The sequence below is a fragment of the Actinotalea sp. JY-7885 genome (genome assembly GCF_014525465.1).
In the GTDB taxonomy this organism is placed as follows: Bacteria; Actinomycetota; Actinomycetes; order Actinomycetales; family Cellulomonadaceae; genus Actinotalea.
On the sequence record NZ_JACEXH010000077.1, the window covers coordinates 1 to 15840 of the forward strand.

16 protein-coding genes and 1 other RNA gene are annotated in these 15840 nt (G+C 71.4%); 5 read left to right on the forward strand and 12 right to left on the reverse strand.

Annotated elements, in window-relative coordinates; translation table 11 throughout:
- The 3 genes from IDM29_RS08870 to IDM29_RS08880 form a co-directional block, all read left to right on the forward strand.
- Positions 1-190 (forward strand): DAK2 domain-containing protein (locus tag IDM29_RS08870; protein WP_188037433.1); only part of this gene is annotated, 190 nt, incomplete at its 5' end.
- A complete protein-coding gene (locus IDM29_RS08875; protein ID WP_182113421.1) occupies positions 187-669 on the forward strand; it encodes a ribose-5-phosphate isomerase in 483 nt (160 codons plus the stop codon). The genes IDM29_RS08870 and IDM29_RS08875, both read left to right, overlap by 4 nt.
- Before the next feature lie 92 nt (positions 670-761).
- Complete coding sequence (locus tag IDM29_RS08880) at positions 762-2210, forward strand: DUF2252 domain-containing protein (RefSeq protein ID WP_220458023.1); 1449 nt, start codon at positions 762-764, stop codon at positions 2208-2210.
- A gap of 60 nt (positions 2211-2270) precedes the next feature.
- On the opposite strand, the gene IDM29_RS08885 is transcribed toward IDM29_RS08880, so the two are convergent.
- The 3 genes from IDM29_RS08885 to thiD form a co-directional block, all read right to left on the reverse strand.
- Positions 2271-2735, reverse strand: coding sequence for a universal stress protein (locus IDM29_RS08885; RefSeq protein WP_182113422.1), 465 nt, complete (start codon positions 2733-2735; stop codon positions 2271-2273).
- A 3-nt stretch (positions 2736-2738) separates the two neighbouring features.
- A complete protein-coding gene (locus IDM29_RS08890) occupies positions 2739-4205 on the reverse strand; it encodes an APC family permease (RefSeq protein WP_182113423.1) in 1467 nt (488 codons plus the stop codon).
- Positions 4206-4302: 97 nt separating this feature from the next.
- Complete coding sequence (gene thiD, locus IDM29_RS08895; RefSeq protein ID WP_182113424.1) at positions 4303-5094, reverse strand: bifunctional hydroxymethylpyrimidine kinase/phosphomethylpyrimidine kinase; 792 nt, start codon at positions 5092-5094, stop codon at positions 4303-4305.
- Between the two features lie 209 nt (positions 5095-5303).
- On the opposite strand from thiD, the gene IDM29_RS08900 reads away from it, so the two are divergent.
- The gene (locus IDM29_RS08900) at positions 5304-5693 is read left to right on the forward strand and encodes a VOC family protein (protein ID WP_182113425.1); all 390 of its coding nucleotides are present in this window, start codon (positions 5304-5306) and stop codon (positions 5691-5693) included.
- A gap of 194 nt (positions 5694-5887) precedes the next feature.
- Here IDM29_RS08900 and IDM29_RS08905 read toward each other — a convergent pair whose 3' ends face one another.
- From IDM29_RS08905 to IDM29_RS08925, 5 genes are all read right to left on the reverse strand, one after another.
- Positions 5888-6358, reverse strand: coding sequence for a hypothetical protein (locus IDM29_RS08905; RefSeq protein WP_182113426.1), 471 nt, complete (start codon positions 6356-6358; stop codon positions 5888-5890).
- A gap of 557 nt (positions 6359-6915) precedes the next feature.
- Positions 6916-7283, reverse strand: a transfer-messenger RNA (tmRNA) gene (gene ssrA / locus IDM29_RS08910).
- A gap of 143 nt (positions 7284-7426) precedes the next feature.
- Positions 7427-7942, reverse strand: a complete 516-nt coding sequence (locus IDM29_RS08915) for a RidA family protein (RefSeq protein ID WP_182113427.1) — start codon at positions 7940-7942, stop codon at positions 7427-7429.
- 99 nt (positions 7943-8041) lie between these two features.
- On the reverse strand, positions 8042-9493 hold the full coding sequence (locus IDM29_RS08920; protein ID WP_182113428.1) for an amino acid permease: 1452 nt from the start codon (positions 9491-9493) through the stop codon (positions 8042-8044).
- Positions 9494-9606: 113 nt separating this feature from the next.
- Positions 9607-10983 (reverse strand): tryptophanase, encoded by a 1377-nt coding sequence (locus IDM29_RS08925; protein WP_182113429.1) that lies wholly within the window; start codon positions 10981-10983, stop codon positions 9607-9609.
- A gap of 182 nt (positions 10984-11165) precedes the next feature.
- On the opposite strand from IDM29_RS08925, the gene IDM29_RS08930 reads away from it, so the two are divergent.
- Complete coding sequence (locus IDM29_RS08930) at positions 11166-11879, forward strand: transcriptional regulator (protein ID WP_182113430.1); 714 nt, start codon at positions 11166-11168, stop codon at positions 11877-11879.
- A gap of 22 nt (positions 11880-11901) precedes the next feature.
- On the opposite strand, the gene IDM29_RS17675 is transcribed toward IDM29_RS08930, so the two are convergent.
- From IDM29_RS17675 to IDM29_RS08950, 4 genes are all read right to left on the reverse strand, one after another.
- Positions 11902-12810 (reverse strand): diguanylate cyclase, encoded by a 909-nt coding sequence (locus IDM29_RS17675; protein WP_182113431.1) that lies wholly within the window; start codon positions 12808-12810, stop codon positions 11902-11904.
- A 124-nt stretch (positions 12811-12934) separates the two neighbouring features.
- On the reverse strand, positions 12935-14824 hold the full coding sequence (locus tag IDM29_RS08940) for a DUF2207 domain-containing protein (protein WP_182113432.1): 1890 nt from the start codon (positions 14822-14824) through the stop codon (positions 12935-12937).
- Positions 14824-15294, reverse strand: a complete 471-nt coding sequence (smpB, locus tag IDM29_RS08945; protein ID WP_182113433.1) for an SsrA-binding protein SmpB — start codon at positions 15292-15294, stop codon at positions 14824-14826. Before smpB ends, IDM29_RS08940 begins: the two co-directional genes overlap by 1 nt.
- 46 nt (positions 15295-15340) lie before the next feature.
- On the reverse strand, positions 15341-15840 hold a 500-nt coding region (locus IDM29_RS08950), incomplete at its 5' end, for a M23 family metallopeptidase (protein WP_188037434.1).

Genomic DNA, 15840 nt, shown 5'->3' on the forward strand with positions numbered 1-15840 from the left:
CGCGTGGGCGGCCGCGGCGCCGACTGCGCTCGAGGCCGCGGAGGCGACCGCGGACCTGCGCCCGCGCGTCGGGCGCGCACGCCCGCTCGCCGAGCGCAGCGTGGGCTGGCCCGATCCGGGGGCGACGTCGTTCGCCCTCGTCGTCGACGCGTTGGCACGTCCCGTGGCCGAGGCGGGGGAGGGGCGATGACCGGCTGGCGGGTGGTCGTCGGGTCCGACGATGCCGGGCTCACCTACAAGGACGTGCTCGCGGACCTGCTGCGTGCCGACGCCCGCGTCGCGTCGGTCGAGGACGTCGGCGTGCGCCAGGGCGAGGTGACGGCGTACCCCCACGTCGCCGTCGAGGCCGCGAGGCGCGTGGCCGCGGGCGGGGCGGACCGGGCGCTGCTGGTCTGCGGGACGGGGCTCGGCGTCGCCATCGCGGCGAACAAGGTGCCGGGGATCCGCGCGGTGACGGCGCACGACAGCTATTCGGTCGAGCGGTCCGTGAAGTCGAACAACGCGCAGGTGCTGTGCCTGGGGCAGCGGGTCATCGGCGTGGAGCTCGCCAAGCGCCTCGTGACCGAGTGGCTCGACCACGCCTTCGACCCGGCGTCGGCCTCGGCCGAGAAGGTCGCGGCGATCGACGGCTACGAGGACGAGGCGGGCGCCGAGCAGCGCGCCGAGTGAGCCCGGGGCCGAACGGGTCGGGCCGCCGCTCGACCCGTTCGTCCCGCGCGTCGTCTGGTACAACGAGACCGGCGACGAGCGGAGGTGGCCGGGTGACGACTGACGCGCGGCGGCACACCGTGCTCGCCACGGCGCAGAGCGAGGGCTTCGGCTCGCTGCTCCGGCGCCCGACCTCGCGCAGCGAGCGGTTCGCGATCGGGCGCGGGCTGCGGCGACAGGTGCCCCGGCGCACGCTCGGGGACTGGGAGGTGTCGGCGGACCGCCGCGACCCCGTCGCGCTGATCCAGGAGTCGCACGACGGCAGGCTCGCGGAGCTGGTCCCGATCCGGGTCGCGCGCATGATGACCTCGCCGTACGGGTTCCTGCGTGGCACGGCCGTCGTCATGGCCGCGGACGTCGCGGGGCTTCCGGCCACGGGGATCACGCCGGTGATCTGCGGCGACGCCCACCTCGGGAACTTCGGGTTCTACGCCTCGCCCGAGGGCGAGCTGGTGATCGACCTCAACGACTTCGACGAGGCCCACCCCGGCGCGTGGGAGTGGGACCTGCGTCGGCTCGTGGCGAGCATCTGGGTGGCGGGACGCCAGAACTCGGCGAGCGAGGACCAGTGCGCCGACGCCGTCCGCTCGTGCGTGGCGGCGTACCGGGCGGAGGTGGACTTCCTCGCCGAGCAGCCGCTGCTCATGCGCTCCTACAACCGGCTCGACGTCGAACGGCTCCACGAGACGGCCACGGAGAAGACGCTGCGCGACGAGATCGAGCGCGCCGTCCGCCGCGCGAGGACCAGGACGAGCGACCGCGCGCTTCCGCGCTTCACGCACGAGCACGAGGGGCGGCGGCGGATCGTGGACCAGCCGCCGCTCATCACCCACGTCCCGGACGACGACGCCGAGCACCTCGCCGCGGCCCTGGACGGGTACCTCGAGACGCTCCCACCGCACTGGCGCCGGGTGCTCGGGGGGTACACGCTCGTCGACCTCGCGCAGAAGGTGGTGGGCGTCGGCAGCGTCGGGCTGCGCGCCTACGTCGCGCTGCTCGAGGGCAGCGCGCCCGACGACGTGCTCTTCCTCCAGCTCAAGCAGGCGCGGCGCTCCGTGCTGGCGCCCTTCGTCCACGGCGACTCCGCGTGGCACGCGCACCAGGGCCAGCGGGTGGTCGAGTACCAGCAGGCGCTGCAGACGGTGAGCGACCCGTTGCTCGGGTGGACCACGGCGGGGGACCGGCAGTACTACGTCCGCCAGTTCCGGAACATGAAGGGCACCGTGCCGCTGGACGCGATCGACGCCGCGGCGCTGGCCGACTACGCCGGCATCGTCGGGCACCTGCTCGCCAAGGGGCACGCGCGCACCAGCGGGGCGTCCATGATCGCCGGGTACGCGGGCCGGTCCGACAAGCTCGACCGGGCCATGGTCCGCTTCGCGCGGGCCTACGCCGACCAGACGGAGCTCGACCACGCGCAGCTGCTGCGTGCCGTCCGGCGCGGTGCGCTGCCCGCCGCCGAGGGCGCGTGGGACCAGGTCGGCAACGCCTTCCGGCCCTAGCGGGCGGAGGTGCGCGGCCGGGTCCGGGTCGGACCGGCTCCGTGCGGCCCGGCCACGGCCTCAGCCCAGGGCGCGCTCGCTGTTGGGCGTCGGGCGGCACACCAGCACCGGGCACGGCGCGGAGTGCTGCACCCGCGAGGCGGTGCTGCCGAGCAGGATGGTGCGGGTCAGGCCGCGGCTCCCCGAGGCCAGGGAGATGAGGTCGGCGTCGACGTCCTCCGCGGCGCGGATGATCTCCTGCGCGGGGGACCCGCTGCGGATCTCCTTGTGGATGCGCGGGCCCCAGCCCTCGAACTCGGCGGCCACGATGTCGACCGCCGCCCGGGCCTCGCGGACGAAGTTGAGCTCGGTGAGCGGGGCCGGCTCCTGCGGACCCAGGTCGTTGGCGAACGGGACGGCGGCGTAGGGACTGACCACGGCCACGACCGTCACGTCGGTGATCTCGCGGGAGTCGGCGATCCACTGGAACTGCCGGGCCGCGACCAGCGAGGCCCGCGAGCCGTCGGTGGCGACGATGACGTGCATGGGTCAGAGCTCCTTCGTCGTGGTGGTGGGCGCGCCGGGGACAGCAGCCTGCCCGGTGCCCCCCGGGCCGGGCTGCCTGCCGGCGCGGAACTTCTTGAGCAGGTACAGCACCAGGCCGACGGCGAGCAGCCCGCCGACCCACAGCAGCGCCGCCGGGTCGTCGATCAGCGTGTACACCAGCACGAGCAGGTTGCCGGCGATGCCGGCGATGAGCAGCGGGGTGTTGGCCCGGTAGGTCCCCGGGGCCTCGTCCCGGCCGCGCAGCCTGAGGCAGGCGACGATCACCAGGGCGTAGATGAACAGCAGGAAGACGACGGTGACCGTCGCGAGGCGGTCGACGACGTCGAGCTGCTCGTCGACGGGCAGGGCGGACTGGGTGGACCGGACCGCCGCGCCGATGATCAGCAGGGAGCCGACGACGAGTGCCCCGAAGATCAGCGCGACGTACGGGCTGCGGCGCGCGGGGTGCAGCTTGGCGAAGACCGACGGCACGACGCCCTCGCGGGCCATGCCGTACAGGATCCGCGACTGCGCGACCACGGTGACGAGCGCGGTGTTGCTGATCGCGATCATGGCGACGAGCCCGAACACGACGAGCATCACCGTGGCGGGGACGATCAGCAGGTCCGCCTCGATCACCGCGAGCAGCGTCTGCCCCGCGAGCTCGTCGATGGGGACGGTGAGGGCGGCGGCGACGGAGACGAGCACGTAGACCACGCCGGCGGTGAGCATGCCGCCGATGAGCGCCCGCGGGAACGCGCGGGAGGGGTCGATGGTCTCCTCGGCGACGTTGGCGGCGTTCTCGAACCCCGTCATGGCGAAGAAGGCGAGGGAGACGCCGGCGAGCACGGCGATGACGGGCGAGCCCTCCGCGCGGAACTCCAGCAGCACGCCCGGGTCGTTGACACCCTGCATCACGGCGATGACGCCGATCGCGACGACGACGACCAGGCCGCTGAGCTCGATGAACGTCATGATGACGTTCGCCACGACGGACTCGGTGATCCCGATGAGGTTGACGACGGTGATCACGGCCACGAAGACGAGCGCGACGACGGCCGCCACCCAGACGGACTCCTCCGGGATCCCCACCACGCCGCTGAAGTACCGCACGAAGCCCGAGGCCAGGGATCCGACCGCGGCCATGTTGGCCGACAGCATGCAGATCGTGATGAAGAAGGTCAGCAGCGGGTTCCGGAACGCCTTGTTGATGTAGAGCGAGGCTCCGGCCGCCTGCGGGTACTTCGTGACGAGCTCGGCGTACGCGAGGCCGGTGACGGCCGCGATCGCGACGCCGACGAGGAAGGCCATCCAGAAGGCCCCACCGACCGCCGCGGCGACGAGCCCGACGAGCACGTAGATGCCCGAGCCGAGCACGTCGCCGACCACGTAGAAGTACAGCTGCCGCGCGGTGATCGAGCGCTTGAGCTCGCTGCGCGTCCCGGCTTCCGCCGTCGCGGGAGTGGTCATGCTCGACCGTAGGTGATCTGTGTGACATGCGCGCGTCGTCGGGGTTACGACGTCGTGCGTGATCGCGGCGGCGCCGAGGGTGCGGCGCCCAGGGAGGTCAGGCGCCCTGCTGGACCACCTCGAACGGTGCGCGACCCGAGACCCGACCCTCGATGCCCGCGGTCACGAACTCCTTCGCCCGCGCGACCGCCGGGCCGACCTCGGCGCCCTTCGCGAGCTCCGCGGTGATCGCGGCGGCGAGGGTGCAGCCGGCCCCCGCGACGCGCTCGCGACCGACCTTCGGCGTCCTCAGCACCGTGACGTCGTCGCCGTCGAGCAGCACGTCGACGGCGTCGTCGCCGGGCAGCTCGACCCCGCCCTTGGCCACGACGTACCGCGGACCGAGCTCCTGGATGCGCCGGGCCGCCTCGGTGAGCTGCTCGACGGTCTCGACGCTCTCCATGCCCGACAGGGCGCGGGTCTCGAAGAGGTTGGGCGTGACCACCGTGGCGAGCGGGAGGATGTGCTGGCGCAGCGCGTTGTCGGTGTCGAGCGCCGCGCCGGGCTCCTGGCCCTTGCAGATCAGCACCGGGTCGAGCACGACGTGCCGCCACGGCTGCCGCCGCAGCCCTGCGGCCACGACCTCGATCGTCGCGGGCGTGCCGAGCATCCCGATCTTGACGATGTCCAGCTCGTAGGCCGCCGTCGCCGCCTCCATCTGGGCCGCGATGACCTCGGGCGGCACGGGGAAGAAGCGGTGCCCCCAGTCGTTCGCCGGGTCGAACGAGACGATGCAGGTCAGGGTGCCCAGCCCGAAGGCGCCGAGCTCCTGGAAGGTCCGCAGGTCCGCCTGGATGCCGGCGCCCCCCGTGGCCTCGGATCCGGCGATGACGTACGCGAGGTCGACCACGGGTGACTCCTGTCGGTGTGCTGTCGGCGTGCTGCCACCAAGACTGTCACGCCGACGCGGTCCCTGCGGTCGCCGTCCCACCGCGCGTCCACCCCAACCCCGGCCACCTGGCGAGGTCGCACGTCTGCAGCGAGGACGCACGTGCGCATGACCGTCGTCGGTGCGGATGTGCGACGTCGACCTTTGGGCGGGCGGTCGTACATTGGGTCATGCTCACCGGTGCGCACACCCTCCTCTACTCGAGCGACCCCGCGATGACGCGGAGGTTCTTCCAGGAGGTGCTGCGGTGGCCCTGTGTCAGCGAGGGTGAGACCGACGAGCCCGAGGAGTGGCTGATCTTCCGGACCGGTCCCAGCGAGCTGGGCGTCCACCCCACGGGTGGGCCGACCGGTGAGACCTGGGGACCCGAGGGGCAGCACCGGGTCGCCCTCATGTGCGACGACCTCGAGGCCACGATGGAGGAGCTGGGCGGCCGAGGGGCACGGTTCGACGGCGAGCCCCGCGACATGGGCTTCGGGACGGGGGTCGACATGCTCGTCCCGGGCGCGGGCCGCATCCTCGTGTACGAACCGAGGCACCCGATCGCGCTTCACCTCTGAGGGCGCGACGCGGGCTGCACGCCAGAAGGCCGTCGCCCACGAGGGGCGACGGCCTTCCGGCTGTCTGGTGGAGGTGGCGGGAATCGAACCCGTCGGGAGCTGTTGGGACGTGGTGGTTCGAGGCGCTGACCTGGGGGAACGCTGCGAACGGTTGTGGTCCCGGCGGCTCGGATCGACCGCGTTCGTTGACGGCGTCAACATGTCCAGGTGGGCTCGACTGCGCCCCGTGGAAGTGATGCGCGGTGTCTCCGTTGCGCGTCAGGGCGCGACGTAGAAGACGCCGTCGACGTCGCACCATTGGGCGCGTAGTCGGCATCCAGCGGCTCCTCGTTGAAGCCGCCGCCGAGGCTGATGCTGCTGCCGTCCGTGTAGGGCCTGCGGTTGTAGGTCAGGGTCGTGCCGTCCCACGTTGTCCGTGGTCTCTGGAAGATCGGCAGCCACGTCTGGCCGAACTCGTCCGCGATCACGACACAGGAGTCGGACACCTGCACGGTGCCCTCGAGGAGGGCGCTGTCGCCACCGTCGCTGCTGGGGGTGACGTAGGCAACCGGTCCGCCCTCGGCGGTGCCCGTTCCGCCCGCCGGCGTCGAGCACGCTGACAGCAGCAGCGCGAGGACCGTTCCGGCGGAGAGCACGGCGGCTTGCCCCAAACCCGGATGTCTCACGTGACGAGGCTAGTCGTCGCAGGCGACGTGCCGCGGGGTAGCCCAGTCGCGCGGCCGTCGTCGTCACCGCGGACAGCAGGCCGTGCACATTCGTCATCGTCTCGGGGGACAGCCCCTTCTCAGCCATCGCCCGCACCGACCCGGCGACGTGCCGGTCTCTCATGGCGGCCACCGGGTAGGGCGAAGCGCGGGGGCAATGTGGTTCGCGGCCGGCCGCGGTAGTGCGAAAGAGTGTCCGAGCCTGCGCCGGTGAGCAGGTCGATGTGCTCAGTGATTGGCTCGAGCACCGTGGGGCCGGGTCGACGCACCGCCTCGGCGGTCGGCCATGTCGGCCGACGAGTCCCGCGCTCATCGTCCCGCCTGGCGCCCCGCCCCGGACGTCGGGCGAGGTCGCACGGCTGCAGCGAGGCCGCACATGCGCAGGACCGTCGTCGGTGCAGATGTGCGACGTCGACGACCTCGGTGGGCGTGGGGGGCGTCAGGGCACAAGAAGGGCCGCCACCCCTGGCGAGAGGGATGACGGCCTTCAAGGTCGTGACCACCCGTGGGCGGTCACAGCGTGGAGGTGGCGGGAATCGAACCCGCGTCCGATGGCAGTGAAACAGGTCTTCTCCGGGCGCAGTCTGCTGAAGATTTTCTCAGCCCCAGCGATCACGCAGACGAGTCGCTGACGGGCTCAGCCGTCTGAAAGTCCCCGCAGCGCCGACGGCGAACGCTGCGAGCAGTGGCTTCCTAGATGACGCCAGACTCTGAGTCGGAAGCTACCTCAGGCTGACGGACTTCAGGACTCGCTCAGGCGGCGAGTGCGAAGTCGGTGCGCTTGGAATCGGCACCTATTGGTTTGCAAGGAGCGTTAACGAGATAACCCTGCATCCTCGGCCCGCTTCTCCTGGAACGACGACCATCGTCGAAACCGATCACCCCCTGTGCAGTTGTCAAGCACTCGCGTCCGGACCGGGGTCCGCGCAGCGAGCATGTCGATCGTACGCCACAACGCGCCCGCTGGCGCCGGGATTCCCGGCCGGCGGGGCGCGCTGCTCGCGAGCGTGATGGCGGGCCGGGGGGCGGTCAGCCGGCCGTCGCGTCGGGCTCGAGCTCGACGACCAGCTCGATCTCGACGGGTGCGTCGAGCGGCAGGACGGCGACGCCGACGGCGCTGCGGGCATGGGCCCCGGCGGCGCCGAAGACGGCCTGCAGCACCTCGCTGGCACCGTTGACCACGACGGGCTGGCCGGTGAAGGACGGGTCGCTCGCCACGAACCCGACGAGCTTGACCACCCGGCGGATCCGGTCGATGCCCCCGGCCTGCGCGGCGGCGGCGGCGATCGCGTTGAGGGCCGCCTCGCGGGCGAGCAGGGTGGCCGCCTCGGGGGCCACGCAGCCGGGTCCGTGACCGACCTTGCCGCGGGCGGTCAGGGCGCCGTCGACCAGCGGCAGCTGGCCCGAGGTCCACACCCAGGAGCCGGAGCGCACGGCGGGTTCGTACGCCGCGACGGGCGTGGCCACGGCCGGCAGCTCGAGCCCGAGCCCGGCGAGCCGGTCGGAGTGCGTGGTGGGGGTGGCCGGGAGGTCGGTGGTGGTCATGGTGTGCTCTCCAGGTGGTCGGCGGGCGGTGCCCGCCGGTGGGGGTGAGGGGGTGGGGCGGCCTCGCCGCCGTCGTCGCCGACGAGGCCGCCCCGGTGGTCAGCTCTCGACCGTCGCGGCCGTGCGCTGCTCGGCCCGCGTCTTGAACCGGAACGCCACGTACAGGACACCGATCCAGATCGGGCCGACGTACAGCGCGTACCGGAAGTCGGGCAGGACGCCCATGAGGACGACGACGCCGGCGAGGAACGCCAGCACGATGTAGTTGGACACGGGGTAGAACGGCATCTTGAAGCCGAGCTTCTCGACCTCGGTCGCCCCGATTCGCTTGCGGAACTTCATCTGCGTGATGACGACCATCGTCCAGTTGAAGATGCCCGCGATCAGGGCCACGGCCATGAGGTAGACGAACACCTTGCCGGGGACCAGGAAGTTGAGGAGCACGGCGAAGGCGGTGACGGCCGACGAGGTGAGCACGCCCGCCATGGGTGAGCCGTTGCGGTTCAGCTTGCCCAGGTACTTGGGCGCGTTGCCCTGCTGCGCGAGGCTGTAGAGCATCCGCCCGTTGCTGTAGAGGCCGCTGTTGTAGGCCGAGACCGCCGCCGTCAGGACGACGACGTTGAGCAGGACCGCCGCACCGCTGATGCCGATGTTGTCGAAGATGAGGACGAACGGGCTGCCACCCTCGCCGATCTGGTTCCACGGGAAGATGCAGAGCATGACCAGGATCGCGCCGACGTAGAAGATCAGGATCCGGTAGACGACCTGGTTGATGGCCTTGGGGATGGTGCGCCGGGGGTTCTCGGCCTCGCCGGCGGTGATGCCGATGAGCTCGACGCCGCCGAAGGAGAACATCACCACCGCGAGCGCGGTCACCGTGCCCCAGACCCCGTTGGGGAAGAAGCCGCCGTGCTCCCAGAGGTTGGAGACGCCGGTCGCCTCCGACCCGTCGACGCCGAACATCACGATCACGGCACCGAGGGCGATCATGGCGATGATCGCGACGACCTTGACGATCGCGAACCAGAACTCGAACTCGCCGTAGGCCTTGACGCTGGTGAGGTTGACCACCGTCACCAGGATGAGGAACAGCGCCGCGGAGACCCACGTCGGCACGTCAGGGAGCCAGAAGTTGACGTAGATGCCGACGACGGCCAGCTCGGCCATGCTCACGGCGATGTAGTTGAACCAGTAGTTCCAGCCGGAGAAGAAGCCTGCGAACCGGCCCCAGTTGGTGAACGCGTAGTGGCTGAACGCGCCGGACACGGGGGTGTGCCACGACATCTCGCCGAGGGCACGCATGATCAGGAAGATCATGGCGCCACCGATCAGGTACGCCAGCGTGATCGACGGGCCGGCCATCCCGATGCTCGCCGACGAGCCGTAGAACAAGCCGGTCCCGATCGCCCCGCCGAGCGCGATCATCTGGATGTGTCGGTTCTTCAGCCCTCGCCGAAGGCCGCCGTTCTCGGTGGGGGCGTCGTCGCCCCCTGCCGGAGCCGGGGGCGGCTCGACGGACGCCGCCGTCCCCTCGCGTGCCTGTGTGGTCATGGTCGTTCAAGTCCCTTCGTCGTTGAAAGGCGGCCGAGGCCGGGACGAGGGCCGACGTCGTTCGGACGACGGCCCCCGTCCCTCACCGGTGCCGGTGGGGAGGTCCGGGCGAGTCAGTCGACCGGCTTGAGGTGCGAGGTGAAGTGGCGCAGGACCTTGGGCTCCCACGTGATCTGGTAGCCGCGGACCTCCGAGGCGCGGTCCTTGACGGCCTTGAGGGCGTCGGCGACGACGTCCAGGTGGGCCTGGGTGTAGACCCGGCGCGGGATCGCCAGGCGCGTGAACTCGAACGGCGCCCGCTGCTGCTCGCCGGTCTCGGGGTCGCGGTCCATGAGGAACGAGCCGATGTCGCACGTGCGGATGCCGGCCTCGATGTACAGCTCGATGGCGAGCGCCTGGCCCGGGAACTGGTCGTACGGGATGTGGGGGAGGAGCTTGCCGGCGTCGACGAACACGGCGTGGCCGCCGACGGGGTTCTGGAACGGGATCCCGTACTCGGTGAGCCGGGCGCCGAGGTACTGCATCTGCCCGACGCGGTAGCGCAGGTAGTCGTGGTCGAGACCCTCGTACAGGCCGGTGGTCAGGGCCTCCAGGTCGCGGCCGGCCAGGCCGCCGTACGTCAGGTAGCCCTCGAAGGAGATGACCCGCGTCTTGATGGCCTCGACGAGCGGTCCGTCCTCGCGCACCGCGAGCAGGCCGCCCATGTTCACCAGCGCGTCCTTCTTGGCGCTCATGGTGAACGCGTCGCCGTAGCTGAACATCTCGCGCGTGATCTCGAGGGGCGTGGCGTCGGCGAACTCGGCCTCGCGCTCCTTGATGAAGTACGCGTTCTCGGCGTAGCGGGCTGCGTCGATGACGACGAGGATGCCGTGCTCGCGGGCGAGCGCCGCCGTCTCGCGCATGTTCGCCATCGAGACGGGCTGGCCACCGACGCTGTTGTTCGTGATCGTCATGACGATCGCGGCGATGTTCTCGGCGCCGTGCTCGGCGATGAGCGAGCGGAGCCGGGGCACGTCCATGTTGCCCTTGAAGTCGAAGTAGGCGCCCGAGTCGAGCCCTTCCGGGCAGACGCAGTCGATCGCCCGGCCACCCGCGAGGCCCACGTGCGCCCGGGTGGTGTCGAAGAACATGTTGGAGATGACGTACTGGCCCGGGGTGACGATCAGCGGGAAGAGGACCTTCTCGGCGGCACGGCCCTGGTGCACCGGCTGGATGTACTCGTAGCCGAAGATCTCCTTGCCGGCCTCCAGGAGGCGGAAGTAGCTGCGGCCGCCCGAGTACGACTCGTCGCCGCGCATCATCGCGCCCCACTGGGCGTCGCTCATCGCGCCCGTGCCGGAGTCCGTCTGCAGGTCGATGTAGACGTCCTCGGCGGACAGCGAGAAGGCGTTGTAGTGGGCGTCCCGGATGAACGCGGCCCGCTCCTCGCGGGTGGTCATCTTGATCGGCTCGACCATCTTGATCTTGAAGGGCTCGGGCAGGTACCGCATGGTCCGTCTCCTCGTGTCGCCGCCGGCGCAGGGCTCCGACGTCCGGCCGCAGGGCATACACCCCGCGTTGAATCCATCAACTGCTGGTGCGACAGTAGCCACTTACGTTGAAGTATTCAACAAGGTGTGAGGGCTTCAACTCTGTGTCATGCTGATTGCTCCACAGTGGAGAGGTCACGAGGATGACAAGTCGCGAGCAGCCCGCAGCAGGACCTTCGGCACTCGAGGCCGACCAGGCGCTCGCGGTGCTGGGCGCGTTGGTCGAGCCCCTTGCCGCCGCGCTGCCGGGCGACGCCGAGGTCGTTCTGCACGACCTGCGCCGGCTGCCCAACTCGATCATCGCCATCGCCGGTGACGTCACCGGGCGCGGCGTGGGGAGCCCTGCCACCGACCTGCTGCTGCGCCGGGCTGCCGACGGGACGCTCGCGACGAACGTCGGCTACGAGACGCGCCTGCCCGACGGCCGGGTGCTGCTCTCGACCACCATCGTGGTCCGCGACAGCGCCGGCACACCCGTCGCCGCGCTCTGCATCAACAGCGACGTGATGATCTGGCAGGCGGTCAAGGCCATCGCCGAGGCGATGCTCCCCGGCACCACGGCGAGCGCAGGCACCGCCGAGCCGGCCGAGAAGTTCGTCCACGACATCGACGAGCTCGCGCAGCACCTGCTCACCGAGACCATCGACGCGTGCGGCGTCCCGGTCGAGCTGATGCAGAAGAAGCACAAGCTCGCCGTCGTCGGCGACCTCAAGAGCCGGGGCTTCTTCCTGCTCAAGGAGAGCGTCGAGATCGCCGCCCAGGCGCTTCAGGTGACCCGGTTCACCATCTACAACTACCTCAACGAGCTCGGCTCCGACGACGCCGACGGTGAGTCACCGGCCCGCGGGAGGTCGTGACCGGGGTCCGCGCGCCGTCCGGTCAGTCGGGCTTGGCCGTGTACAGGCGGTCGTCCGCCACGGCGAACCAGTCCTCGAAGCTCTCGCCGGACCAGGTGGCGACGCCTGCGGACCAGTCGCACAGGTCACTCCGCATCCGGGACAGCACCGGCTGCGCCCCGTCGGCGTCGGTCCGTGGCATGAGGACGACGAACTCGTCACCACCGAAGCGCCCGACGACGTCCTCCGGTCGCAAGGTCTCCTGCCAGCTCCGGGCGAGGCCGGACAGGACGGCGTCGCCGGCGGTGTGGCCCCGCTCGTCATTGATGGCCTTGAAGTCGTCCAGGTCGACGATCGCCAGGCTCAGGGGTTGGCCGGTGCGCCGGGCGCGCGCCATCTCGAGCTCCGCCGCGACCCGGAACGCCCGGCGCGACAGGACGCCCGTGAGCTCGTCGGTGGTGGCCTCGAGCCGGAGGTCGACGATCCGGCTGTTGAGCACGAGCGCGACGCACGCGAACGTCACGACGAGGAAGAACCAGGTCTGCGACGCCGACCCCGCCCCGGCGGCGACGAGCCCGCCGGCGAGGGCGACGGCCATCCAGGCCAGGTGTCGGAGCAGCACCCGCCGGCGGTGGAACACCGCGCTGTAGGTGGCTGGCCACAGGAGCGCGACGCTCGTGGTCACGATGCCGTGCGGCGTCGTCGCCTGTGCCACGCACAGGGCGATGAGCCCCGTGGCGAGCGCGGTGACGGCATGCAGGTGGACCCGGCGGACGCGGTCGGCGGTGAGGTGCAGGACCGCACTCAGGACGAGGGCGAGGGTCGCGAGCGCCGCGCCCAGCTCACGTGGCGCCGTCGGGCTGAACGGGACCACGACCGTCACGGCCGTGACGGCGCCGACCCACAGGCAGGCCAGGGCGAGCACGCGACCCTCGTCGCGACGGGTGAGCACGCCCAACCCTCGTACCCGACCCCGAAGCACGTCGTCTCCCCGCACCGTCCGCAGAACCTCTACCCGGTGAGAGGATCGGCACCCGTACGGGTGCAGGTGAGCGCCGACGTGGACCGATCGGTGATCACCAGGTGCCGCCGCCTCCGCCGCTCACGCCGGCGCCGGAATACCCGCCGCCTCCCGACGAGCCCGACGAGCCCGACGAGCCGGGTGTGGGCGCGCTCAGCGCGCTGCCGGCGACCGCGGTGAACGAGGCGAGGTTCAGGGCGAACCCGTCGTCGGAGCTCCAGAACGCCGCGTGCGGGGACAGGCCGACGTACCAGCCCGGCTCGGGCACGGCGTGACCCCGGGCGGCGAGGTCTGCGAACACGCGGGCCCAGCGCTCGGTGAGGCCGAAGGCGACCGCGTAGGGCAGGTACCTGCTGAACAGGTCCTCGCCCTCCTCGAACCGGAGCTGGTCGGCCTCGGCGGTCGCGAGGTAGCGGCGGAAGCCCTCCGCCTGCGCCAGCACCGCGGAGCCGTCGGCCGTGCGGGCGGGAGCCGCGCGGGTCAGGGCCGTCATCACGACCCCGACCACCAGCACCGCGACGCCCACGAGCGCCCACGAGGTCCAGATCGCCAGCGCCGCCGTGAGCAGCACGCCGAGCAGGATGAGGCCCACGCCGGTCAGCGCCCACCGGGTCCGCACGGTGCGTGGGTTGCCGCGGAACCAGCCGCGCTCCGTGACGTCGTCGTACAGCTCGCCCTGGATCTTCGTCATCGAGCTCGAGAACGTGGTGCGCAGCTCGGAGAGGAGGACCGCCACGCGGTCGTCGAAGAGCTCGTCGAGGACGGTCCGCTCGAACGGCAGCAGCTCGGGCCCGGGGTCCGCCTTCTCACGCACCAGGCGCCAGTCGCGGTCCTTCGCGGTGGCGTCGGGGCCCGACGCCTCCTCGATCCGTAGGTAGCCGCGCACGGCCAGGTCGATGACCGTGGCCGTGACGTCGTGGGGATCCGCATGCTCGTCCACGAGCGTGCCGAGCTGGCCGGGCCGGAAGCCCTCCGGCGGGGTGAAGCGGACGGTGACCGGCGTGCGCCGGCGTGCGCCGGTCGTGGCCTCCTGCCCGGGAGCGGGCTGCAGGCCGGGAGTGAGCCCCACGTACTGCTCGTCGCGTCCGCGCGTGGTCGCCCGGCCGGCGACGAGCGCCGTCCCACCGACCAGGACCAGGAGCGTCGCGACGCCCGTACCGGCGTCGAGCGCGAACGCGCGGCCGAAGGACCAGCGGTCCTGCAGGATCGGTGCCACCCCGCCGAAGGTGCCGGCGGGGAAGGTGGCGACCACCGTGAGGCCGTCGCCCGGCTCGACCAGGTCCTGGCCGAACACCGCCGTCGTGCCGTCCGCGTCGGCCCGCGTGCACGGCTCCGTGGAGCGGCTGGGCCCGGTGGCGCAGTCCGCGGTGACGACGTCGCTCGGACCCGTGACCGCGACCGTGACGTCCTCGACCGGGATCTCCCAGCCGCCGAAGACGTTGAGGTGCAACTCGTCGTCGCCACCCGTGAGGTCGGCGGAGTTGATCCAGCCCTCGACCTCGTACGTCAGGCGGTAGCGGTGCAGCCCCGTGATCTCCTCGTCCTCGTCGCCGACCCGGACGACGAGGAGCGGGCCGTCCTCCTCGACGTCGACGTCGTCGGGCGCACCCGAGGGAGACTCCGCCTCGATGCCGGTGATCCGGTAGACGCGATCCTGCTCGTCGTCCCACCGCTGCTTGACGAGCCATGTGAGGTACGGGCCGTGGTTGGCCGTCGTGCCGAAGTCGACCTCGAGGTCGAGCACGACATCGGCCGAGCCGTCCCGGTCGAGCGTGACGTCCATGGCGTAGCGCGTGACGACGTCCTCGGGGTCGTTGCCGGACTCGTCGTCGGCGACTGCCGGTGCCGCGGCGCCGAGCTGCACGCCGACCGCCGCGAGCACCGCGACGCCCACGAGGGCCGAGGAACGTGTCCGCCAGCGGGCGGCGCCGCGCGCTCGTGCCATCAGCCGTGCTTGCGCAGGCTCATCGCCGCCAAGGCCTCACGGTTCTCCTGGCGCTCACGCAGCGCGTGGCGCTTGTCGTACTCCTTCTTGCCGCGCGCGAGCGCGATCTCGACCTTGGCTCGCCCGTCGACGAAGTACAGGGCGAGGGGGACGATCGTGTGCCCCTTGCCCTGGCTCTCGCGCTCGAGCTCCTCGATCTCGCGCCGGTGCAGGAGGAGCTTGCGCTTGCGGCGAGGCGCGTGGTTGGTCCACGTCCCCTCCGTGTACTCGGGGATGTGGACGCCCTCGAGCCACGCCTCGCCACGCTCGACGCTCGCGAACCCGTCCACCAGCGACGCCCGGCCGGCGCGCAGCGCCTTGACCTCGGTCCCGGTCAGCACGAGGCCGGCCTCGAAGGTGTCGTCGATGTGGTAGTCGTGCCGCGCCTTCTTGTTCGACGCGACGAGCTTGCGTCCCGTCTCCTTGGCCATGGTCACAGGCTAGGGGATGGGCCCGACACGGGCCGCCGGAAAACCCTCAGCCGTTGATCAGCGGGCGCGGGTCACGCGTGTTGCCGTTGACGTAGACCTCGAAGTGCAGGTGGCAGCCGCCCGAGGTGCCCGTGTTCCCTGCGTAGCCGATGAGCTGGCCCTGGGAGACCTGCTGGCCCCCCGAGACGGCGAAGCTCGTCATGTGGTTGTAGCTCGACATGAGCGACTGACCCTGCCAGTAGCCGTGATTGATCATCACCTGGTTGCCGAAGCCGCTGCGTGCCCGCGCCCACTCGACCGTGCCGCTCGCGCCCGCGTAGAGCGGGGTGCCGCACCACGTGCGCAGATCGGTCCCGGCGTGCAGGCGGTAGTAGCCGAGGAGCGGGTGCAGGCGCATCCCGTAGTCGGACGTCACGTACATCGGGTTGACCGAGCTCGGGTTGATGAACGGCCGGCTCGCGCTCGAGCCGCCCGAGGGCGGCGGTGGTGCGGGCTTGCCCGCTGCGGCCGCCGCTGCCGCTGCCGCGGCGGCGTCGGCGCGCCGCC